Annotated in this window: 27 protein-coding genes; 19 read left to right on the top strand and 8 right to left on the bottom strand. The window is 60.0% G+C overall.

Features of this window, described 5'->3' with window-relative positions; genetic code table 11:
- The first annotated feature begins 23 nt into the window (after positions 1–23).
- On the top strand, positions 24–815 hold the full coding sequence (locus G1C98_RS05480) for an ABC transporter ATP-binding protein (protein WP_169079995.1): 792 nt from the start codon (positions 24–26) through the stop codon (positions 813–815).
- 41 nt (positions 816–856) lie between these two features.
- Positions 857–3499 carry an ABC transporter permease gene (locus G1C98_RS05475; RefSeq protein WP_169079993.1) on the top strand — a complete coding sequence of 881 codons (2643 nt, stop codon included), beginning with the start codon at positions 857–859 and terminating at the stop codon, positions 3497–3499.
- Between the two features lie 70 nt (positions 3500–3569).
- On the opposite strand, the gene G1C98_RS05470 is transcribed toward G1C98_RS05475, so the two are convergent.
- Together G1C98_RS05470 and G1C98_RS05465 are read right to left on the bottom strand one after the other, a co-directional pair.
- Entirely contained in the window at positions 3570–4316 is a 747-nt protein-coding gene (locus G1C98_RS05470) for a response regulator (RefSeq protein ID WP_169079991.1), read from the bottom strand.
- Between the two features lie 77 nt (positions 4317–4393).
- Entirely contained in the window at positions 4394–7003 is a 2610-nt protein-coding gene (locus G1C98_RS05465) for a sensor histidine kinase (protein ID WP_169079989.1), read from the bottom strand.
- Positions 7004–7169: 166 nt separating this feature from the next.
- Between G1C98_RS05465 and G1C98_RS05460 the strand changes: the two genes are divergently transcribed.
- The 5 genes from G1C98_RS05460 (at position 7170) to G1C98_RS05440 (ending at position 13134) form a co-directional block, all read left to right on the top strand.
- The gene (locus tag G1C98_RS05460) at positions 7170–8507 is read left to right on the top strand and encodes an alpha/beta fold hydrolase (protein ID WP_169079987.1); all 1338 of its coding nucleotides are present in this window, start codon (positions 7170–7172) and stop codon (positions 8505–8507) included.
- A gap of 87 nt (positions 8508–8594) precedes the next feature.
- The gene (gene proC, locus G1C98_RS05455) at positions 8595–9395 is read left to right on the top strand and encodes a pyrroline-5-carboxylate reductase (RefSeq protein ID WP_033521518.1); all 801 of its coding nucleotides are present in this window, start codon (positions 8595–8597) and stop codon (positions 9393–9395) included.
- Positions 9396–9612: 217 nt separating this feature from the next.
- On the top strand, positions 9613–10710 hold the full coding sequence (gene ychF, locus G1C98_RS05450; RefSeq protein WP_169079985.1) for a redox-regulated ATPase YchF: 1098 nt from the start codon (positions 9613–9615) through the stop codon (positions 10708–10710).
- 191 nt (positions 10711–10901) lie between these two features.
- Positions 10902–12140, top strand: coding sequence for a tyrosine-type recombinase/integrase (locus tag G1C98_RS05445; RefSeq protein ID WP_169079983.1), 1239 nt, complete (start codon positions 10902–10904; stop codon positions 12138–12140).
- 82 nt (positions 12141–12222) lie between these two features.
- Positions 12223–13134, top strand: coding sequence for an LAPAL motif-containing putative phage structural protein (locus G1C98_RS05440; RefSeq protein ID WP_169079981.1), 912 nt, complete (start codon positions 12223–12225; stop codon positions 13132–13134).
- Between the two features lie 43 nt (positions 13135–13177).
- Here the strand turns inward: G1C98_RS05440 and G1C98_RS05435 are convergent, their stop codons facing one another.
- From G1C98_RS05435 to G1C98_RS05425, 3 genes are read right to left on the bottom strand one after another with little or no spacing between them, the layout of a single operon-like run.
- The gene (locus G1C98_RS05435) at positions 13178–13576 is read right to left on the bottom strand and encodes an ImmA/IrrE family metallo-endopeptidase (RefSeq protein WP_335341286.1); all 399 of its coding nucleotides are present in this window, start codon (positions 13574–13576) and stop codon (positions 13178–13180) included.
- Positions 13573–14058, bottom strand: coding sequence for a hypothetical protein (locus tag G1C98_RS05430; protein ID WP_064773818.1), 486 nt, complete (start codon positions 14056–14058; stop codon positions 13573–13575). The genes G1C98_RS05435 and G1C98_RS05430 overlap by 4 nt, the downstream gene beginning before the upstream one ends.
- A gap of 37 nt (positions 14059–14095) precedes the next feature.
- Positions 14096–14488, bottom strand: a complete 393-nt coding sequence (locus G1C98_RS05425) for an XRE family transcriptional regulator (protein WP_169079979.1) — start codon at positions 14486–14488, stop codon at positions 14096–14098.
- Between the two features lie 127 nt (positions 14489–14615).
- Between G1C98_RS05425 and G1C98_RS05420 the strand changes: the two genes are divergently transcribed.
- Together G1C98_RS05420 and G1C98_RS05415 are read left to right on the top strand one after the other, a co-directional pair.
- Positions 14616–14861 (top strand): helix-turn-helix domain-containing protein, encoded by a 246-nt coding sequence (locus G1C98_RS05420; RefSeq protein ID WP_169079977.1) that lies wholly within the window; start codon positions 14616–14618, stop codon positions 14859–14861.
- A gap of 44 nt (positions 14862–14905) precedes the next feature.
- Positions 14906–15145, top strand: a complete 240-nt coding sequence (locus tag G1C98_RS05415; RefSeq protein ID WP_169079975.1) for a hypothetical protein — start codon at positions 14906–14908, stop codon at positions 15143–15145.
- On the opposite strand, the gene G1C98_RS05410 is transcribed toward G1C98_RS05415, so the two are convergent.
- On the bottom strand, positions 15090–15353 hold the full coding sequence (locus G1C98_RS05410) for a hypothetical protein (RefSeq protein ID WP_169079973.1): 264 nt from the start codon (positions 15351–15353) through the stop codon (positions 15090–15092). The genes G1C98_RS05415 and G1C98_RS05410 overlap by 56 nt on opposite strands.
- Positions 15354–15430: 77 nt before the next feature.
- On the opposite strand from G1C98_RS05410, the gene G1C98_RS05405 reads away from it, so the two are divergent.
- Positions 15431–16237: a BRO family protein gene (locus G1C98_RS05405; protein WP_169079971.1), complete on the top strand. Its 807-nt coding sequence runs from the start codon at positions 15431–15433 to the stop codon at positions 16235–16237.
- Positions 16237–16464 carry a hypothetical protein gene (locus tag G1C98_RS05400; RefSeq protein ID WP_169079969.1) on the top strand — a complete coding sequence of 76 codons (228 nt, stop codon included), beginning with the start codon at positions 16237–16239 and terminating at the stop codon, positions 16462–16464. The genes G1C98_RS05405 and G1C98_RS05400 overlap by 1 nt, the downstream gene beginning before the upstream one ends.
- A 7-nt stretch (positions 16465–16471) precedes the next feature.
- Here G1C98_RS05400 and G1C98_RS05395 read toward each other — a convergent pair whose 3' ends face one another.
- On the bottom strand, positions 16472–17047 hold the full coding sequence (locus G1C98_RS05395) for a hypothetical protein (protein ID WP_169079967.1): 576 nt from the start codon (positions 17045–17047) through the stop codon (positions 16472–16474).
- 120 nt (positions 17048–17167) lie between these two features.
- Between G1C98_RS05395 and G1C98_RS05390 the strand changes: the two genes are divergently transcribed.
- On the top strand, positions 17168–17401 hold the full coding sequence (locus G1C98_RS05390; protein ID WP_169079965.1) for a DNA-binding protein: 234 nt from the start codon (positions 17168–17170) through the stop codon (positions 17399–17401).
- Between the two features lie 2 nt (positions 17402–17403).
- Positions 17404–17595, top strand: a complete 192-nt coding sequence (locus G1C98_RS05385; protein WP_169079963.1) for a hypothetical protein — start codon at positions 17404–17406, stop codon at positions 17593–17595.
- A 5-nt stretch (positions 17596–17600) separates the two neighbouring features.
- On the opposite strand, the gene G1C98_RS05380 is transcribed toward G1C98_RS05385, so the two are convergent.
- Positions 17601–18224, bottom strand: a complete 624-nt coding sequence (locus G1C98_RS05380) for a hypothetical protein (RefSeq protein ID WP_169079961.1) — start codon at positions 18222–18224, stop codon at positions 17601–17603.
- Positions 18225–18253: 29 nt separating this feature from the next.
- On the opposite strand from G1C98_RS05380, the gene G1C98_RS05375 reads away from it, so the two are divergent.
- The 6 genes from G1C98_RS05375 (at position 18254) to G1C98_RS05350 (ending at position 21512) form a co-directional block, all read left to right on the top strand.
- On the top strand, positions 18254–18490 hold the full coding sequence (locus tag G1C98_RS05375; protein WP_169079959.1) for a hypothetical protein: 237 nt from the start codon (positions 18254–18256) through the stop codon (positions 18488–18490).
- Between the two features lie 183 nt (positions 18491–18673).
- Positions 18674–18934: a hypothetical protein gene (locus G1C98_RS05370; RefSeq protein ID WP_169079957.1), complete on the top strand. Its 261-nt coding sequence runs from the start codon at positions 18674–18676 to the stop codon at positions 18932–18934.
- Position 18935: 1 nt separating this feature from the next.
- Complete coding sequence (locus G1C98_RS05365; RefSeq protein WP_169079955.1) at positions 18936–19463, top strand: single-stranded DNA-binding protein; 528 nt, start codon at positions 18936–18938, stop codon at positions 19461–19463.
- Complete coding sequence (locus tag G1C98_RS05360; protein ID WP_169079954.1) at positions 19463–20209, top strand: hypothetical protein; 747 nt, start codon at positions 19463–19465, stop codon at positions 20207–20209. Before G1C98_RS05365 ends, G1C98_RS05360 begins: the two co-directional genes overlap by 1 nt.
- Complete coding sequence (locus G1C98_RS05355) at positions 20206–20622, top strand: RusA family crossover junction endodeoxyribonuclease (RefSeq protein ID WP_169079952.1); 417 nt, start codon at positions 20206–20208, stop codon at positions 20620–20622. The genes G1C98_RS05360 and G1C98_RS05355 overlap by 4 nt, the downstream gene beginning before the upstream one ends.
- A complete protein-coding gene (locus G1C98_RS05350; RefSeq protein WP_169079950.1) occupies positions 20619–21512 on the top strand; it encodes a helix-turn-helix domain-containing protein in 894 nt (297 codons plus the stop codon). Before G1C98_RS05355 ends, G1C98_RS05350 begins: the two co-directional genes overlap by 4 nt.
- The last annotated feature ends 7 nt before the right edge of the window (positions 21513–21519 follow it).

Raw genomic sequence — 21519 nt, 5'->3', positions numbered from 1 at the left:
AATCCGAAGAAAGGAATGACAGCATGGATATCAGGGACACCATCAAAGCTACCAATACGGCCATTGCAACCGTGGATCTTGTGAAGGACTACGGTTCCGGGAATAACACGGTGCATGCGTTGCGTGGCGTCAACGTCGCTTTTGAAAAAGGAAAATTCACGGCGATTATGGGACCTTCTGGTTCCGGCAAATCCACGTTGATGCACACGTTGGCAGGACTGGATTGCGCAACCGGCGGGCACATCATATTCAATGGCGACGATCTGACTCGCATGAACGACAACCAGCTTACGTTGCTGCGCCGCCACGACATCGGATTCATCTTCCAAAGCTTCAACCTGCTGCCGATGTTCACCGCCGAACAGAACATTCTCATGCCATTGACCTTGGCTGGAGCAAAACCCGACCGACAGTGGTTGCGTCTGCTGGTGGAAACGCTTGGCCTTAAGGAACGTCTCAATCATCGTCCGAACGAACTATCGGGAGGCCAACAGCAGCGTGTGGCCATCGCACGAGCATTGATCACCAAACCGAAACTAGTATTCGCAGACGAGCCCACCGGCAATCTTGACTCCGTATCAAGCGCCGAAGTGCTGAGCTTCCTGAAACGTTCCGTCAACGAACTTGGCCAAACCATCATCATGGTCACGCATGATGCGGTCGCCGCGTCTTACGCCGACCGTGCGCTCGTGTTTGCCGACGGCCAGATTGTGGCGGACGTGAACAAGCCGACAGCAGACCAGATGAGTGAACTGTTGATGAAGGAACGCGAAGCCGCCACAATGAATGCGGCTTCCGCGAGACATTCCCACTAAACGCACTGTAGAAGCATTCGAAGAAGGGAACAGAATTCACCATGTGGTCCATCACTTTGAAACTCATGCGAAAAACCAAGCGCATGCTCATACCCGCAGGCATCGCCATCATGATCGGCACGGCGTTCATCGCCAGCACCTTCCTGTTCGGCAATGCCATGAACGACTCCCTGACGCGGCGGCTGACCGCTATGTTCGGAAACGCCAACTATGCGGTGACCGTCAACAGCTCCGACCTGAGTGATGAGGAACTCAACGAAGCGTATTCCAGCACTGTCGGCGACTTCCATCTCGACCAGATCGCCGGCATCGAAGGGGTCGACGGCGTCCGCGCTTCGGTGGAAACCGGCGCCAGTGTTTCCAAGGGAGACAGCACCATCAGCGGTGAGATCATCTCCACCGCGGCACAGAAGAACATGCTCCCCGTGAACATTACGGAAGGGGACCAGCCTAAGGACTCCAACGAAGTCGCACTGCCGGAAGACATGGCGAAACAGCTGAACGTCGGCATTGGCGACACTGTAAGCCTGACCTCCCGATATGAGGTAGGCGCCGATGGCAAAGCCAAAGCGGACAACGTGCGCGTGGTCGGACTCACCTCCGATCCAAACGGTGCCTATTCGTACTATGGCGGTGCGATTGTAGGATCCAACAATCTGCTTGCCGCAATGCAGGGAACAGGCGATTTCAACACCACCGGAACAACAACGGTATACCTCGATCTTGCCTTGGATGGAAACAGCGCATCCGCAAAAACCATCAACAGTGTGAAAGCGTTGCTGCCAAAGCATTTCGATTTGATGCCGCGACAGCAGGTCAGTGACGAAAGCATCAAATCCTTAACCGGCAACCAAACCAACATCGTCACCACATTCCTCATGTGCTTCGGCGTGCTTGCCATGTTCGTGGCGGCACTGGTGATTGCCAACACGTTCCAAGTGCTCGTGGCACAACGCCGCCGCACACTCGCCTTGCTGCGCACCATCGGCGCGAAGAAAGGCCAGCTGTATGGTTCCGTGCTGTTCGAAGCGGCAGTGCTTGGCTTCGTCGCATCCGTGCTTGGCGTGGTGCTGGGAAGTCTGCTCATGTGGGGCATGTGCGTCAGTGACATCATGCAAGAGGGTATGCGATTCAATTTCTCTTGGCAGGCCGCCGTCGTACCTATTCTCTTCGGTATTGTGGTGACGGTGCTCGCATCCTTGGGATCCGCACGTTCCGCTACTGCGGTGACGCCATTGGAGGCATTGCGCCCGATTGAACTGACCGACAACCGTCGTTCCAGCCTCACTCGAGCCATAATCGGTATTCTGATGGTGGTGGTCGGTATCGCCATGGCAGTATTTTCCATCTGGCAGGTACAAGCCACCAATGGCGGCGAGGAAGCGAACAGCGATCAATTCACGATGATTCTGCTCATAGCCATCGCCGGCGCTGCACTGGTGTTCCTCGGCATGGTGGTCACCGCGGTGTTCTGGATGCCGACCCTCATGAAGGGCGCTGGAGCGTTGGCCTCACTGACAGGATCTTCCGCAACAGTTGCACACGCCAACATTCAGAAGAATCCGCGACGCATCGCAGCAACCGGCGCCGCTCTGCTCATCGGCGTCACCTTGGTTTCCACCATCGCAACCGGTGCCGCTAGCGCCAAAGGGACTATGAATGGTGCGCTCGCCACCCGTTATAGCGTCGACATCGTGGCCATGGGCGATGACATCAGCCAGCAAATGGCCAAGGATGTAGCCGACATCAACGGCGTGTCCGACACGTTGTATGCGCCGGCGGTTTCCGTGACCTTGAAGAAAGCGGATGGAACCCGGCCTACGTCCGCATTGCTGGTCGGTGTGAAGAACATCGATCAGGTCAAGCAGGTCATGCGTGCCAACTTGGGTAACGCCTCCATCGACAGTGATAGCGTTCTCATGCCAACATACAATGCGCAAACCGGCAAGAAGCTGCAGTTCGCCAATGGCACGGCTGATTTCTCCACCAAATGGAACCAGGACGGCGACGCTACGCGTTCGCTGACATTGCAAGCAAACCAAGCCGACTACCGTCGCGTATCCGCACAGTATGAAGCTGTCGGATTCGTGGATGAAAGTCATTTCACCAATGGTGACCTTGATGCCGCCACCCATGTGTTGCTGGTCAAAGCAGATACTGACAAGTCGGGAGTTTCCGTCGACGGCATCTACAACGACATGCAGGCCGCATTGGAAAAGAGCACTGATGCGACAGTGACCGGACCGATCGCCGAACGCATCACCTGGGCGCAGATGATCGACTCCATGATGATGCTTATGGTGGGACTGATCGCCGTGGCGGTACTGGTCGCCTTGATTGGCGTGGCCAACACACTGTCCCTATCGGTGATCGAACGCACCCGCGAATCGGCCACCCTGCGAGCCATCGGCATGACCCGCGGCCAGCTACGGGCGTCACTCGCCATCGAAGCGCTGATCATCTCCGTGGTATCCGGCCTTGCCGGCATTCTGCTTGGCACATTGTTCGGCTGGCTGGGCGCATACGTGGTGTTCAGTCTGTACGGCACCGTGGTGTTCCCGTTTGAATGGGGAATCAACGGTATTGTGCTTGCCGTGGCGGCTGTGGCAGCATTGCTGGCCAGTGTCGCGCCCGCCCGCCGCGCGGCCAAGGTGCCGCCGGTTGAGGCGCTCGCGGAAGCCTAGATCACTAAATAAAATGCTCCTTCGGAAGAAGGAGCATTTCTTGTTGCCTGAATGCGTTTTTATGAGGGTTTTATACGAGATGGTTTTCATAGGCGAACACGACGGCTTGGACGCGGTCTCGCGCATTGATTTTCGACAGAATATGCGCCACATGCGTTTTCACCGTCGTCAGGCTGATGAAAAGCTTGTCGGCAATCTCCTGATTCGACAATCCATGCGCGATCTCAATAAGCACTTCGCGCTCGCGATCGGTCAGTTCATCTAATTCCGGATCGGTATACGTCGAATCAGAAGTGGAAGAAGCAGTGGAATTTCCATGTGCACCAACATTCGCAGCCATGAAATCGCCTTCCATCATTTTCTCGATAAGACGTTTCGTGGCGGACGGCGCAATAATCGCATTGCCCTGGTATACCGTGCGAATCGAATTCAACAACGTTTCCGGTTCCGTATCCTTCAACAGGAACCCCGAAGCTCCGGCATTGATCGCCGCCATCACATATTCATCCAAATCGAATGTCGTCAAAATAATCACCTTGGTACGGGCGACTTCTGATTTCGTGCCATCGGCAGCGAACCGATGCTGCAACGCGCTGATCTGCCGAGTCGCTTCAATACCATCCATGCCTGGCATACGCACATCCATCAACACCACGTCAGGATGCAGTGTTTTCGCCAACGCCACAGCCTCTGCACCATCGCGAGCCTGTGCCGCGACCGCCATATCAGGTTGGGACCCGATCACCATAGCAAAACCGGCACGTACCAATTCCTGATCATCGGCAATGACCACACGAATCTTCTGTTCTTCACTCATACTCTCCACCTTATCGGCATTGTTCCGCTCACAGTGCAAAATAAACCCTTACATCTCCCTGAAAACCCCTGAATCGGTTATCGGGGTATGTGCTGCAACTGTTCATCCAACGATGCGACCGGTCGCAATTGCAGTTCATTCGAGCCATCGGCGTGGAAACTATCACTGAAACCGGTTTCACGCAGCACACCAAGCAGTTCGCGCATACGTTTGAGCGCGGCACGCCCCTGCTCGCCGATCGCTTTGAACGCTGCGGAAATCTCGTCGGCGGTAGGCTCCTTGCCTTGAGCTTCGGCATCATCCAACATGCGAATGCCATCGACGGCTTGATTGATCACACTGTTCAATGTGGCAGTGACCTCAGCCTGAATATTGGCGCTGATACGGTCGCGCTCCATATTCGCCGCGAGAATGCGTTGCTTCTCCTGCTCGGCCATCAGCGCTTCCTCTCGCGACTGCAACACCAGTGCGTTTGAATCACTGGAACGAGCCCAACGTGCCCACGCCATAATGCCGGCGCACAGCATCAACACCGCAACCGTATACATAACGCCGGTAAAGAACGCTGCACCACTACTTGCCGTGGCTGAAACCGGTTTTGTCAAGCCCACGGAAGCGGCGATGGCGTCGAACAAGGTAGTGTATCCATGTTGGTCGGCTGCGATTTTCAAGCCCATCAGAGCCGAACAGGTGACAGCGGCAAGACCGGTCCAACGCCATGCGTGTTCACGCCCATACAATACGGCTGAATACAGTGCGCACAGCGACGCTACGATGTGCCCGACCTCAATCGATCCCAAAAACACCAATTGCACAACCGACAATACGAGCACAATAAGCGCGCAAGTCTCGGGGAACCTGCGGCGAAGAGCCAGCGCCAGCAAGCAGCATGCGGCGATCGCATGTGAGAGCTGCGCATGAGATGAACTATCAAAAAAGAGCGTGATCGACATGCGATTCAGCAGCGTGACCAATGCCACGGCACCAACGGTATCCATGAGCACATAATGATGCTGCGTCCACGCGGAAACACGTTCCACCCAATTCAGCCCTCGCGAATTGGATGTATTTGCAGGTTCCACGGATTTCAGTTTCAACGATTTGAGCAAATCATGCAGATTGGGTGCGGTGATGCGCAAATGTTGCCGGGCATTCGAACGATGATCGCGACCGGTCGGTTGGTTGGTTTCCTGCGTCTGCTCCGATGGCTGATCTGGGATTCGCGCCGATATGTTGACGACTGTGTGAGGTGCGATTGCTTCGTCGGATAATTTCGCTGTGCTGGATATGGCAGTTGTGTTGCACGATTCGGACTGTTCCGAGGCATACTGTTCGCCGGTTTCGTCTGTCACCTGTTCGTTACCGCCGTAAGGCAGGGTGGCCATGACTTCGAAGCCTCCGCCGAGTCGGGGCCCAGCCTGCAATGAGCCTCCGGCCGATTCGATGCGTTCTTTCATGCCCAGCAGGCCGTAACCTGGCGTATGCCCATCGATATTGGCCGCCGCGCCATGACCATTGTCGGTGATGGTCACAGTGAGCAAACCGTTGTTCCATAACTCTTTAATATGTACATCGACGTGCGGCCCCGCATACTTGCGGATATTCGTCAGCGCCTCCTGCACTACATGGTAGGAAGCTATTGAGGCTTGTTCGCTGAGTTGTTCTGGGCTGGCGGTGCCGGTGATATTCCGTCGGATTCGAATGTCGGGGGAGACGTTTTGCGCTTGTTCCACAAGATTGCCGATATCGTTATAATCGGCGTGCGGTGAACCCCCGAATACTCCCAGAAGACGTTGCATGTCATGCAGTGCGCGTTCCGATTCGTGTCGAATCGTCTCCATGGTGTTTCTGGCCACCGCGGGATCATGCGTGCCTGCATAGCGACCGCCGTCAGACTGCACGATGATGATTGACAGGGTGTGCGCCACCACATCGTGCATGTCACGTGCGATGCGTGCGCGTTCCGCCAACGCGGCGATATCGCGTTCATTCTGGTCTCGCGCGGCGATTGCCTCATTGCGTTCCCGCATCATGCGAATGGTTGCCAGACGGGCACGCTGCCAGAACGCTACAATGACGGTGGAAATAATGCATACTTCGAAAATCGGCGTCAGTACCAGCATGTATTGCGCCATCATGTCGGTGACTTTCGACATGGATGTTCCTGTGTAGATGGAACCGAGAGTGTCTTCCGTGACCATAATGTCATTCGGATCTGAGCCGTTCCAGCTGCTCCATGTATGCACTTTGCCTCCGGTGAGCAGTGGTCCATTGGTCATGGTCCATGCCACCAGCGCCGAAGCCAGAAGACCGATGGTCAACGCCAGAATAATGAAGGCTTTCGTGTTTTTGGGATTGCCGTAGACGATCACTGAATACAGCATGAACAATGCCAGAATATCGGCGCCCAATAGGCAGGGGCCGAATATGAGATGCGCCAAGGTCAATGCCACGCAGAGCAACGCTCCGGTCTGCGGTCGCCATCGACGAATCAGCAGCGGAATAAGCATTGCCGCTTCCCATGCCATCTGCGTGGAAGACTTAAGGTCGAACAGCAATCCCGGATTATAGGTGATGCTGCCGGTCACGCCGAACAGCAGAACACCTATAACAAGCGTGATGATGAGATCGCCGGCGAAAACATGGCCATGCATCCATGACAAGAGACGCTGCTTGAGATTCGACATACGTTCCACCCTAGCGCCAGATATGCTGTGACGCCATCATGCGTGGGAATGAAATAGCGGTAAGATAAAGCCGCTTTTGTGAGGTAAGGTTGTCTCCGCATGTGGGTGAGATGGACGTTACCAATCGCATTGAACATGCCGATGACGCCAAGGGAAAGGTGAATGCATGACGTTGCTGAGCGAATACTACGTGCCCGGATTGCATATTGAGGATCGTTCCATCAAGGTGCCGTTGGATTGGGCCGGTCATGAGCCGGGGCATGGGTTCGATGGCGAATCGATCAGCCTGTTCTACCGTGTGGTCACCGCTCCCGAACATGTGCATGATGATCTGCCGCTGCTCGTGTTTTTGCAGGGCGGTCCCGGTGGTTCCGGCCCGCGTCCGCTCAGCCCAAGTTCTGACGGGTGGATTGAAGAGGCCGTCAAGCATTTCCGTGTGGTGCTGCCTGACCAGCGTGGCACCGGGCGTTCCTCCCGCGTCGACACCCACATCATGAACCGTATGGACGGCACGCAAGGCGCCGCATATCTTAAGCATTTCCTCGCGGACTCCATCGTGCGCGACTTCGAACATCTGCGTCGCACCGAATTTGGGGGCGCACGTTGGGTCACGCTTGGTCAAAGCTATGGCGGATTCCTGACGTTGACGTATCTTTCGCTGTTCCCGGGCGGCGTGACCGCCGGCTTCACCACCGGCGGCATTCCGCACGTCCCCGCCGACGCCACCGACGTATACCGCCACACCTTCCCGCGCATGGCCCGCAAAACCGCGCAATTCTACAAGCGCTACCCACAGGACGTCGAGCGTGCGGCCATCATCGCCGACAGGCTCGCCGCCGAACCCGTGAGCCTGCCCAACGGTGATCCGCTCACCGTCGAACGCTTCCAGATGCTCGGCTCCGATTTCGGCATGAAACCAAGCTTCGAACGCGTCCACTGGATTCTTGACGACGCCTTCCTTGACGGCGACGGCTCCGCATCCGCCGATTCCGAGCTCTCCGACGAATTCCTCGCCAAGGTCATGGACGCCACCGCCTCCCGCCCGTTGTACTGGCCGCTACAGGAGTTCATCTACGCCAACGGCGAACTGGAAACGCCGATTCGTTGGGCCGCGCAGCGTGTACGTGACGAGCATCCGGAATTCGATGCGGGGGAGCGTCCGCTCAACTTCACCGGCGAAGCGATGTTCCCATGGATGTTCGAACAGGAGGCGGCACTCCGCCCCTTCAAACCGGCCATGGACGTGCTGATGGAAAGCACGCATTTCGGCACGATCTACGACGCGGACCAGCTGGCAGGCAACGAGGTGCCACTGCAGGCCGCCGTATACTTCGACGACATGTACGTCGACTCCGGGCTGCAACTCGACACCCTCTCGCGCGTGGGCAACTCGCACTACTGGACCACCAACGAATTCGAACACGACGGACTACACGGCAGCACGGTGTTCAAACACCTCTACACGGAAGCGCTGAACCGCGGCGACCTGGAAGAACTGTTCTAACCCCCTTAAGCACACAACCCGCTGCCGAACCGGCGGACACAACACGAACCATTGCTTCCTGCAACAGGAAGCAGGGAAGGAAACCCCATGAACAACCACACCATCGGATTCATCGGATACGGCAACATGGCGCAGGCCATCGCACAAGGCATGGTGGACGCCGGCGTACTGGACGGCGAACACATCGTCGCCTGCGCCGCCCACTACGACAAACTCGAACGCAACGCCGCCAAATTCGGCATCCGAGCCGTACACACCGCCGCGGAAGTAGCCGACGCCGCCGACGTGGTCGTCATCGCCATCAAGCCCTACCAGATCGAAGACGTAATCGGCCCCATCGTCGCCAAGCTCGCCCAAAGCAGCAAATTCGTCGTCTCCATCGCAGCCGGCTGGGATCTCAACAAATACCGTTACCTATTCGGCGAACAGTTCGACGCCGTGCACATCCAATGCACCATCCCGAACACGCCAATGGCCGTAGGCAAAGGCGTGCTCGTCACCGAATCCGACAACACCCTTAGCGAGACGCAGACCGAAACATTCGAACAGCTGTTCGCGCCGATCAGCCTCATCGAACGCGTCGACTCCGCACACATGGGCATCGCCATGTGCGTGGCCGGATGCGCGCCCGCCTTCACCGACATGTACATCGAAGCGCTCGCCGACGCCGGTGTGAAATACGGTTTGCAACGTGCCACGGCATATCGTTTGGCTGCGAAGATGGTGGAAGGTGTGGGTGCTCTGTATCTCGCCACGGAAACACACCCGGGTGCCATGAAGGATGCCGTATGCTCGCCTGGCGGCACCACCATCAAAGGTGTCGCCTCGCTGGAGGAGAGCGCGTTCCGTGGCGCGATCATCAAGGCCGTCGACGCGATCGAACAGTGACGGTGGCCGTTACCACCCCGTTCAGCAAGGAATCCGGTGCCGCTCATTCGCCAGATCGGGCATGAGACGCGTTCTGCAGGTCGGATAGGGGAATTCGACAAGGAACCGACTCGAGATCGGGCGGTGCCGGATACGGCCATCATTGGTCTGCCGGCACAACACGGCAGCGGCTCGGTGCGAACAGGTTCATAGGCCGGTGGTTGTATGGTTGGGAACCATGTCTCTTACTATCGGAATCGTCGGACTGCCGAACGTCGGCAAGTCCACCATGTTCAATGCACTGACCCGCAACAACGTGCTTGCGGAAAACTACCCGTTCGCCACCATCGAGCCGAACACCGGCGTCGTGCCGCTGCCGGACAAGCGTCTTCCCGTGCTGGCCAAGCTCGTCCACACCGAGAAGATCGTGCCCGCCACCGTCACCTTTGTCGACATTGCAGGCATCGTCAAGGGTGCCTCCGAAGGCGAAGGCCTGGGCAACAAGTTCCTTGCCAACATCCGTGAGGCCGATGCGATCTGCGAGGTCGTGCGAGCCTTCGAAGACGACGACATCGTGCACGTCAACGGCAAGGTCGATCCGGCCGACGACATCGACACCATCAACACAGAGCTCATCCTCGCCGATTTGCAGACCATCGAGAACGCGCTGCCGAAGCTGGAAAAGGATTTGCGCGGCAAGAAGATCGAACCGGCATACATGGATGCCGTCAAGCAGGCCAAGGAGATTCTCGAAGCCGGCGAGACGCTCGACAAGGCCGCCCGTGAAGGCCGTTTCGACAAGGACTCCGTGTACGACCTGCATCTGATGAGCGCCAAGCCGTTCATCTACGTGTTCAACGTGGACGACTCCGAGCTGCAGAACGACGAGCTCAAGGCCAAACTGTCCGCCACCGTCGCTCCGGCTCCGGCCATCTTCCTCAACGCGCAGTTCGAAGCCGACCTGACCGAGCTGGACGAGGACGACGCCCGCGAAATGCTCGCCGACGCAGGACTGGAGGAATCCGGTCTCGACCAGCTGGCACGCGTCGGCTACGACACCCTCGGCCTGTCCACCTTCCTCACCGCAGGCGAGAAGGAAGTGCGTGCATGGCAGATCCACAAGGGTTACACCGCCCCTCAGGCCGCCGGCGTGATTCACACCGACTTCGAAAAGGGCTTCATCAAGGCCGACATCGTTTCCTATGACGATTTCGTCGCCGCTGATGGCTCCATGGTGACCATTAAGGAGGAAGGCAAGCTCCGCCAGGAAGGCCGCGACTACGTCATGCAGGACGGCGATATCGTGGAATTCAAGTTCAACGTTTCCAAGAAGTGATGCCGACCGCCTGAGAACGGCCTGTTTCCAACGGTTCCGGGTGTCCGAACCGTTGGGAACAGGCCGTTTTTGAATGCGCGGGAAACGGCGGTTCTTGCCACGTCTCGGGCGGCTGTTGCCAACGCTTGAGTGCTTTTAGAGTGCTCTTGCGAGGGCATGCGAAGGCACTCCCTCAACGAAGGGAGACCATCATGGCCACGAGAAAAAGAACGCCCGGATCCGGCAGCGTGTTCAGGGACGGGAAGGGCGTCTGGCGGTTCCGCAAAGACCTGGGGAAGGATCCGGCCACCGGCAAGCGGCGCATCCTCGAAGCGAGGGGGCGCACGAAGGCCGATGCCAGGGCGCGCTTCAATGCGAAGCTCGAGGAGCTGGAGCGCACGGGCCTGCTGCCCGGCGGGAAGAGCCCGTACCTGGCCGACTACGTGGAGCGCTGGCTGGCCGACTACCGCACGCGCGTCAAGCCGACCACCTACCGCACCCGCGCCGGAAGGCTCAAGGCGTGCTGCGACGTGATCGGCCGCGTGCGCCTGAAGGACCTCACGCCCGAGCACATCCGCCGCTGCATGCGCGTGCTGGGGGAGCGGCTCGCGCCCAGCACCCTCAAGGACCACTACGTGAGCCTCAAGATGGTGCTCGACCAGGCCGAGCTCGAGGAGCTCATCCCCATCGACCCATGCAGGCGCGTCAAGCCGCCGAGGGTCGAGCGGCGCGTGGTGGACGTGCTCGGCCCCGACCAGCCCAGGCGCATGATCGAGGCCGCGGCCTCCATGCCGCAGGCCAGACGCGGGCCGCGGCGCACGGAGGAGGACCTCGAGATGTGGGCCCTCCTGTTCGAGCTCGCGTTCGAGACCGGCATGAGGGAGGGCGAGCGGTACGCGCTCATGCCGTACGAGCTGGAGCTGCGCGACGGCCAGCCCGGCATCCACGTCCGGCAGCAGATCCAGCGCTACGGACGGCCGGGCGAGGTCGAGATCCCCAACTGGCTGGAAGCGACCCACCTCACCGGCTCGCTGTGGCTCACCACCCCGAAGACGCCCGCCGCCGAACGGTTCGTGCCCGTCAGCGGCGGCCTGTGGGAGCGCCTGTGGAAGTGGATCGGGGACAACGGCATCGGGAGCCGGGAGCTTGTGTTCACGTCCGCGCGGGGCAACCCCGTCTGCTCGAGCACCGAACGCTACCAATGGTGCAAGGCCCTGAAGGCGGCCGGGCTCCCGCAGGTCAGGATCCACTCGGCCAGGCACTGGATGGCCACGATGGCCGCACGGGCGAACATGCCGGACGACGCGCGCATAGCCGTCATGGGCCACACCAGCATGCAGATGACCATGCGCTACACGCACCGCGACGCCGCATCCCTCGGCCGCCTCATGGCGCAGGCCATCCCCGACCTGGGCGGCGAGACCGTGGAGGCCGAGGTCATCGACGAATAAGGCAAGGCCCGGCCGCCTGCATGCCGCGGTCGGCCGAGCCCCCCCATTTCTCCCCGAAACTCCCGAAGGATAGAATACGAGTATGAGCCTGCTGAAGAGAAAAACGCGCGAATCGGAAACGCAGTCCACGACCATGGAGGTCTACTTCTCGGGACCGTCCGTCGACGAGCACTCCATGAGCGTCCGAGACCTCGCCCCGGCGCTCATCGGACTGGCCGACGCCATAGACAGATACAAGGAGCTCTCCTGCCCGTTCGCCGACCTCGACGTGCGCATCACGGCCACCAAGGCCGGCTCCTTCGACGTGATCCTGCAGATACTCGGAACCGCAATCAGCCTCGGCCAGGGCGGCGAGACCATCGACGTGGTGAACCTCGCCTCCGGCATCATAGACGTGCTCAAGATACTCCTCACCAGACACGAGCAGACCGGAACCGTCAAACCCGGCGAACACGAGGTCGTGGAACAGCACGAGACGCAGATCGACCTGCAGATAGGAAAGGCGAAGCTCAGCGCGAGCCGCAGAAGCTACCGCGCCGCATGCGACGGCAAGATCATCAACGACCTGGGCGCCGCCACGAAACCCGCATCCGAGGACGGATACGACCCAGTGCGCTTCATCCACAAGGACAGCGGGAACGATGCGACAGTACCGGGAGACGCGTCCGAATCGATGACCGACCTGACACTCTCCGATCAGCCGATCGAACCATCCGCCGAAACCACCACGCTGCAGATCGACACCATCCAATTCCAGTCACGCAAATGGAAATTCTCTAAGGGCGACGAGAAATTCTGGTGCGAGATCGCCGATGACGGATTCCTCGCAAGACTCAACCGCCACGAAGAATCGTTCTGCAGCGGAGACCTGCTCAAGGTAAACCTGGAAACGGAACAATACGTACGCGACGGACGCCTCGAAACCGGACACAGAAGAATCACCAAGGTAATCGAACACATCCCCATCGAACAGCAGCCGACACTCGGCATATGACAGACCCCGGCGCTCGCGGTATGCGGACGGCCGGGGTCTTTTTTTATTGCACGCACACGCCGGAATCATAAAGCAGCTGCCGGTAGTCGTTCAACACCTGGATGGTGACACCCAATTCCACTGCCATCATCCACGCATTGCCCTCGTACACCGTCTCGGCCATGCCGTAATCCACCGGCGAGATCAACGCCAGCGCGGTCTCCCTACGGCAACGGCGCTCGCATTTCACCCCATACTGCGTGCCGCATCCGGAATCGTGGTATTTCGCGTGGATGAGTTCGTGGCACAGTGTGCAGCGGCGTTGGAATCCGGCCAGCCGTTCGTCGATGATGATGAGGCGGAGCGGATCGTAGTAGATGCCGCACCTGTCTCCGGCCAGCCGGCGTTCCTCCACGCGCACGCCCAGCGTCTTCGACCAGGACGTCAATGTGGCGTCGTTCACTGCTTGGCGGTCTTCACCACTGTGGTGGTGCCCATCGCGGTGGTCTCCCAGCTGACGCCGTCCGCCTTGGTGTAGGTGAAGTCCTTGGTGGCGTCCTGCGAGCCGAGCAGGGACGCCTGCATCGCCGCGGTGTCTCCCTGGCTCGTCCACTTCCAGTCGCCGGCCTTGTCCGGCGCATTGTAAGAGCCCTTCCAATACAGGCTCTTCGTATCGCCGTTGTCGCTGACCCACTGGACGGTGATCGTGTCGGCCGTGATCTCGGCCTCCATCCAGGAATCCGTGCTGCCGGAGTTGGTCTGCTTCCACGTGCCGGTCAGATCCGCAGGCTGTTCTACCGGCTTCTTCTCTGCCGGCTTCTTCGTCGTCTGCGATTGGCTCGTGCTGCCGGCGTCGGCGGTTTTGGCGTCACTGGCGTTGCCGCATGCGCCAAGCCCGAGAATGAGCAGACCGGCAACGGCCGTTGCGATTGTCTTCCTGTACATGGTTTCCTTCTTTCCTTGGTTGATTTGCATCAAAAATTCAATCTCTTGGCGTTTCCGCTTCGAGAGCCTTGCTCGGATCGTCGTTGGCAGCAACGCCGAAATCCTCCGGACGGGAAGCGATACGATCAACCAGATCATCCGTGACCTGGAACTCGCGCTCGCGGGCGGCGTAGGCTCGTGCGGCATCGCTGCCCAGGGCGCGGGTGTAGATGTCGAGGCTGGTGAGCCCGAATGTGGAGGCGATGTGCTCCACGTCGGACGTGTTCAACGGCGCCTCATAGCGCATGCGTTTGTACCAGTAATTGTTGCTCAATCCGCTGGAATCGAAGAATTCATCTATCGTAATGCCGCTATTTTTCAACAGTTGCCGACATACATCGATGATTCTTTTGCTGTCTTCGGTGACTTCGTTTTTAGATCCTCGTGCCATGCCTGAAGTCTATCTAAATAAGTAGATTTTGTAAAGAACCTATATAGGTAGATACATTGAATCACCTAAATAGGTAGATTGAGAGTTGTCGCAAGGGAACGGACCAACCAGAAAGGAGCGGCAACCAATGAGCGAAACGGAAACCATCGCACGAAACCTCAGCGGCGAACTCGCACGACACCGCAAGACGCAGGCCGCACTCGCCAAGGAGCTTGGTGTGAGTGAGCAAAACATTAGTAAGCGATTGCAGGGCGAGGGTTCATTCACTACCGAACAACTCGAGAAAGCCGCCGGAATGCTCGGCATGAGCCTCTACCAGCTCATGATCAAGCTCCTCCAGCCGATCGACGGCATCAACCAGATCAGACCATGAGCAGTCGGCGCTCGCCGACCCATGAATCGAAAGGAGAATCCGAAATGAGCATCAATATTCCGGCCGAGACGCCGGACGAATCCACGAACCCGATCTCCGTCGAGGAGTTCGAACGCCTGCACCCGGCGATGCTGGGCGCGATAAGGAAAGCCGTCCGCAAGGAACTGGAATTCTTGCACGCGGACGGCGATTCCGAAAATGGCCAGAGAGCTTTTAAAAGAACTGTTCTTAGCTCCTCAAATGTTTCACGCACGCTCGATAAGCGTCGGAACCATCATCGATGACGTCGAGGCTCATTGTGGTACCACAATGCAGAGAAACGGTGATGATGTTCTCTTTGCCATCGTCAGTGCTCGCAATGAAGGTTTTGCGTTTGCGCTCACCGGGTTTCATTCCTCTCAGAATCTCCTCGATTTCGTCGAACTGCTCGACAAGAAAATCAGGAGCACCAGGAAGAACAACCCCGTCAATTTTAAGAATGCTCTTATCCATTTCACCTCCTTTCACGCTCGTATTGAACATCACAAGCATATGCAAAGGAGCGATGAAAAAAACCAAGGAGAATCCAAATGAACAACGAAATACAGAGATTCGATTTCAAGGGCGCCGCGCTGCGCACCCTGACCGACGAGGCGGGGGAGCCCTGGTTCGTCGCCAAGGACGTGTGCTCAGTCCTTGAACTCAACAACGTCAGCCAAGCCTTAACGCGCCTTGACGACGATGAGAAAAGTTCCATCACTTTAAATGATGGAACTCCCGGTAGTCCGAACAAGTCGATTGTTTCCGAATCCGGTCTTTACGCTCTCGTCCTTGCATCACGCAAGCCCGAAGCACATGAGTTCAAACGTTGGGTGACGCATGAGGTGCTTCCCCAGATCCGAAGGACCGGCGGCTACATCCCGACCTCGGACGCGGACGACGACATGACCATCCTTGCGAAGGCCGTGATGATCGGCCAGCGCACCATGGAGGAGCAGAAGCGGAGGATCGCCGCCCAGCAGTCGCGCATCGACGAGCTCCAGCCGAAGGCGTCCATGTGGGACGAGTTCGTCGACATCCCGGACGTGCTCTCCGTGGGCGACAGCGCGAAGCTGCTCAGCAACCTCGGGCGTCCCATCGGCCGCAAGACCCTGTTCGCATGGCTCGAAGGCAACGGGTGGATCTACCGCGAGAACGGGCATTGGGTCGCACGCCAGAAGCGCGTCGACGCCGGCCACCTCGTCATGGTCCCCTCGAAATCCCACGGCACGCACAGGGACGGCAGCCCGTTCGCGTTCCCGCCGACCGTGAAGCTCACCAGGAAGGGGCTCGGCCTGATCGCCCGCCGGTTCGGCGAGGAGACCCTCCGGCTCGAATACCCGAAGGCTGGCGCGTGATGGGCGGGAACAGGTACGTAGGTTTCAGCATTACCGACCTCTCGCAAGGAGAGGCTGACCGTATCGCCTCCTACCTCTTCGCGCATTCCGGCAAGTGGATTGCGGAGCTGGCGGGCAACCCGATCAAGGTCGAGATGATCGGCGACGGGAAGGCGATCGTGACCTTCCCCGCTATCGCGGAAGTGGACGTGAGGGAGTTCATGTCGATGTTGGGAAGTGAACGATGAGCTCGGTCTACTTGATGTTCTGCCGTGAGGTGGTGTGCTCCTCTTCGTCACCCTCCCAGCGCCAGACGATCTCGATGTCGGGCGTGCCGGTCTGCAAGGTGCCGAAGGCCATGTACGAGATTCTGGAGTTCGGCTCGCACGTGAAAGGCGGTTGCTGGTCGAAAGACATCAGCCCGTCGAGTTCCTCGTCGGATGCCGAAAGCCTGACGACGTCCACGTTCCTCGAGCTCATGTTGCGGATGGTGAATTGCGCTCCGTGCCCGGTCCATTCCGGATCACCCCATGGGACCGATGTGAATGGATTGGCATCGTCTGCTATGCGGTTGGCCTCCCTGAGCTGCTCCACCTGCGCTCGTAATGCCGCGGCGGATTCCTGCGCCGCTTCGAGCTGCGATCTAAGCGTGGCGTTCATCTCGTCGGCACGCTTCGAGTCGGCCGTGTACTTCTCCCGTGCCGCCTTCGCGCTCTTCGAGTCCTTTCTCGCGGTGATAACCCATCCCACGATGGCGATGACAAGTGTGACGCCCCAGCCGATGACGACCAGCGTGGTCGACAGGGTCCAAGCCCACGGATCCGTATTCATTGATTCTTCTCCTAACTGTTCGGCCCGCATGTCGGAAATGCGGGATGACACCGAGTTTAGGAGAGGGCCGGGCGGTCCTCCTAACGCCGCCCGACATCACACACGCAAAGGAGGCGCGCGATGAGAGCCCAATCCGAATACAAGGACCCGAGCCGCGTCCCATTGGGGGAACGGCTCGCCTGGAGCCCCGAACAGGCCGCCCAAGTGTACTCGCTCGACCCGCGCGGCCTGCGCCACGCGATCGACACGGGAGACCTCGACAGCTTCCGCGCACCCACCAGGGAAGGCAAGCCCGGACGCAGGAAAGTCAGCAAAACGGCAATGGAACGCTGGATCAGATCAATGGAGGAATAACCATGAACAGCAACATCGGAAGGAAATGTGTCGAGGCCGTCATAGAGGACATGGGAGATCCCGCAGGCGACACAATCACGGCGGCGAACATCGAGGTCAGGCCCTCGCTGGGCACCGTGCACGCCGACGACGCGGACATCGACATCGAATCGATCGTGGCCATCGTCATCGACGTGATCAGGGGGGAGCTGTGATGGATTCAATGCCTTTTGCCGTTGGTCAGGCGCTGCTCGACTTCGTCGTTGCGTCTCGCGCCGAGCTCCGTGGTGTAGGCGACGTGGACCGTCACGCGGCAGGATCCACGTCCGAGGTAGGCGAAGCCGGGCTGGGCGTTCAGACGGTCGATGCCGGCCTGGTCTTCGAGTATCTGCTGGGAGAAGAACTCGCTTTCGAGCGCGATCTCTCCGAACGGCGCAACCTCGTCGACGCGCCGCTTCGCAACGGTCTGGTCTTTGAAACGGACGAACGCGGCCACGTCTCGTGCCGTATTGGGGCAATCGTTGACGAGGAAGACGGTCGAGGTATCTCCATCGTATTCGACCCGCCACTTGTGGACCGTCTGGTCGGCGGTGACGGACAACGCCCGCTGGCTGATCGAGTTCGCGTCTGCAGCTATCTCGTTCGCCTTTCCTGCAAGGCCGTTGGCCCGCTCGGCGACGAGCTTCGATTCGGCGGCGATCCTGTTGGCTTCCTCAGCCGAGCCGTTGGCCTCCTTCGAGAGCTTGTTGCCGCGGCGCGTCTGGAGCAGGGCGACGCATCCGGTGACGCCGCCGGCCACGCCCGTGACGGCGCCCACGACGCCGGTGATCACATTGATGTCCATGCCATGGATTCTACGAACGGAGGCGAACGATGAGACACGCGGACACGCCCAGGCCCCTCACCGAGGCGCAGCGCACGCAGAAGACCGTCTGCTGCATCATCCTCTCCGCCCTCACGGCCGCCATCGGCATCTGGGGCGTCCTGTGGACCCTCGCCGCGCTCCTCGACGGCGCGCTCAGCATCCTCCACATCCTCGCCGCCATCACCGGCGGCATCCTCTCCGTCACCTTCCTCGACATCGCGGAACACGAGACGGAAGGCAAATGAAGACCCGCCCGCGCTTGTCGTCATGGGCGCGGGCGCCCAGGGGCGGATGCACGGTTCGCCGCACGCCGAGATCGCGCGACTTCCTTCCAACCATCACATTGGGCGCGGCAAAGGCGTGCGCCCGGTCCGAATCCGGGCCGCCCCACGAAACACAACCATCCACCATCAACGAAAGGAACACCGATGCCACACGACTCCAACGACATCGACACCAGGGACATCACCGACCAGATCGGCCTGTGGACCATCCGCAGGGACAGCCTCGGCTCCACCATCCGCATGCTCACCGCCATCGTCGGCGAATTCGACCAGCAGCCGAATACCGGCAGCGACCCCTACCGGATCGCCTGCGCAGCCGCAGACAGCCTCATCCGACTGTCCAATGAGATCGACTGGAAGCTCGAACGGCTCCAACAGCTCCTGAAGGAAAAGGACGGCGAGTGACATGGCAGGGGAGACCGTCATCACCATCATCGGCAACCTCACCGCCGACCCAGAACTGCGCACCACATCCACCGGGGCAAGCGTGTGCGGCTTCACCATCGCCAGCACCCCACGCACCTGGAACCGCCAATCCGGCCAGTACGAGGACGGCCAGCCGCTCTTCCTCCGCTGCTCCGCCTGGCGCGATCTCGCCAACCACTGCGCCTCCAGCCTCGCCAAGGGCATGCGCGTCATCGCACAGGGACGACTCCAGCAACGCTCCTACCAGGCACAGGACGGATCCAACCGCACCGTCTACGAGATGCAGGTCGACGAGATCGGCCCATCCCTCAGATACGCCACCGCCCAGGTCAGCCGCACAAGCCACACGCGCGGCCAAGCCGGCAACACCGGCAACGGATACGCGGGCGGCGCAACCGGATTCGCCCCCGCCGCACCCACGCCCGGAAGCCCCGAGGACCCATGGGCGTCCAGCGGCCCCGCATTCGGGGCGCCCGGCACACAAGCCGAGGAGGAACCCGAATTCTGATGGGCGTCTACAACACCATCCTCCACGACCCCGCGCTCGCCGCCGAGATGAGACGCGCCCAAGCCAGGACCGACTACCGCAGCGCACTCGCCGACAACCCGAAACCCCAGAAAACCAAGCCGAAAACCACGAAAGGAAAAACCGCCATGCCACGCAGAAGCAACCAGGAACTCACGGAACTCTCCGAACGCAAATGGAGCGGCCTCACCCCCGGCGAACGCAAAAGCGCCCGCACATGGATGCGCAGGCAGCACGACGACGACACCGCCCTCGACCTCGAAGCCATCGACCTGCTCGAACACAACCAGCACATCAGCATCGCCCGCGCCTACGCCATCCTGCGCACCGTCGCCGACCACGAACCCACGGAAACCTCCAAGTCCGAACCCGAACCACTGGCCACGGCCACCGAAGCCGCAGCCGAACACGGGAAGCCCGCCGACGAACTCCAGGCGCTCGCCGGCGAGAACGGCATCCGATGGCTCGACGAATGGCCCGAGGACGCGAGCACCGCCCACATGGCAGTCGGCCACTGGCAGGGCGTCGCCGCCGCCCTCCGAAGGACCGGCAGGCCAGCGGTCATCGCCGAACACGTGCCCCGCAAACGAGCCATGGGACTCGCCCGCACGATCAACAAGGGGCTCAGCGGCACATGGAGCCCCAGGGGCGCGTACAGGGCCGCGCTGCGCCACGGCGAGGACGGGGAGCAGGTCATCGCCCAATACATCGGGGGAGCGGAATCATGAGCACGCCCGACATCACCATCCGCAGGACCATCACCATCCGCATCCCCGGGGCCGAATGGTGGACGCAGAACAGGCGCGGCCACTGGCGCGCGAAATACCGGCGAACCAGCGCAGTCAGACGCCGCGCCCTCATCGCCGCACGCGACGCCGTCAACAGAGGCTCCCTCGACACGCCGACCGCATGGCCCGTCCGCGTCATCGCCACCATCCACCCGCTCACCCACGGGCGTTTCGACCCCGAGAACGCCGCCCCCATGGTCAAGGCCATCATCGACGCGCTCACCGACGCCGGCATATGGCCCGACGACGACAGCACCCACATCACCGGCCCCGACTACCGGGGCGGCCAACCCAGCGAAGAACCCGGCTGGTACCGGATCGACATCACTATCACCGAAGGAGAAGCATCATGAGCATGAAGGCACTCGAATGGGCCATGTACGAAGTGCCCGCCGAAATGGTCAAAGGCGCGCTGCTGCGCATCCTGCTCACGCTCGCCGACCACGCCGACACCAGAGGCGAAGGCGCGTTCCCCTCGCAGAAACGGCTCTGCGCCCTCACCGGCTACAGCCGCCGCACCATCCAGAACGGCCTGCACGACCTGGAGGACGCCGGCCTGATCGTCAAGGGAGACCAGCGGCTCACCGAACACTACGGACGCCACCGCCCAATCGTCTGGAACCTCAGCATGAAGGACTTCAGGGGCGCAAAAACTGCGCCCCTAGAAAACGGCGAATCCGAGGCGCAGCATACTACGCCTCAAGCTACTTTAGGGGCGCAATTAGGGGCGCAAAAAACAGCCGGTAGGGGCGCAATAAGGGGCGCAACATCATTACGCCCAAACCTATATAAGGAAGAAAGTTATATAGAACCGAGAGAGAGTAACGCGCGCGAGGCAAAAACGATAGGCGACTGGAAACCCACACCCGAACACCGTGCGCTCGCCGCCCGGCTCGGACTCGACTGCGAGGCCGAAGCGGCCAAATTCGTCGACCAGGCACTCGACCAGGGAACCCTCAGCGCCGACTGGGACGCACGCTTCCGCAACTGGCTCCGCCGCGGACACGAACTCGGCATCACCCACACCAACACCACCGGCACCGGCAACAGCCACCAACACACCTGGAAATGCCGCCACACCCTCCAACTCCTCCACCGCAGCGAACCCGACGCCATCTGCGACGCGCTCGCCTGCACCGTCGCCACCGCCCTCAACGAGGGGGCCGACCCGCAGACCATCACCCGGGCCGTACGCGACGGCGACATCGGCCGACTGCGCGACCTCACCTGGGAACCCGCATAAACCACAC

Origin of the sequence: Bifidobacterium erythrocebi (genome assembly GCF_012932675.1) — a bacterium.
Classification (GTDB): Bacteria; Actinomycetota; Actinomycetes; order Actinomycetales; family Bifidobacteriaceae; genus Bifidobacterium; species Bifidobacterium erythrocebi.
This window is presented reverse-complemented; position numbering and strand designations above follow the sequence as displayed.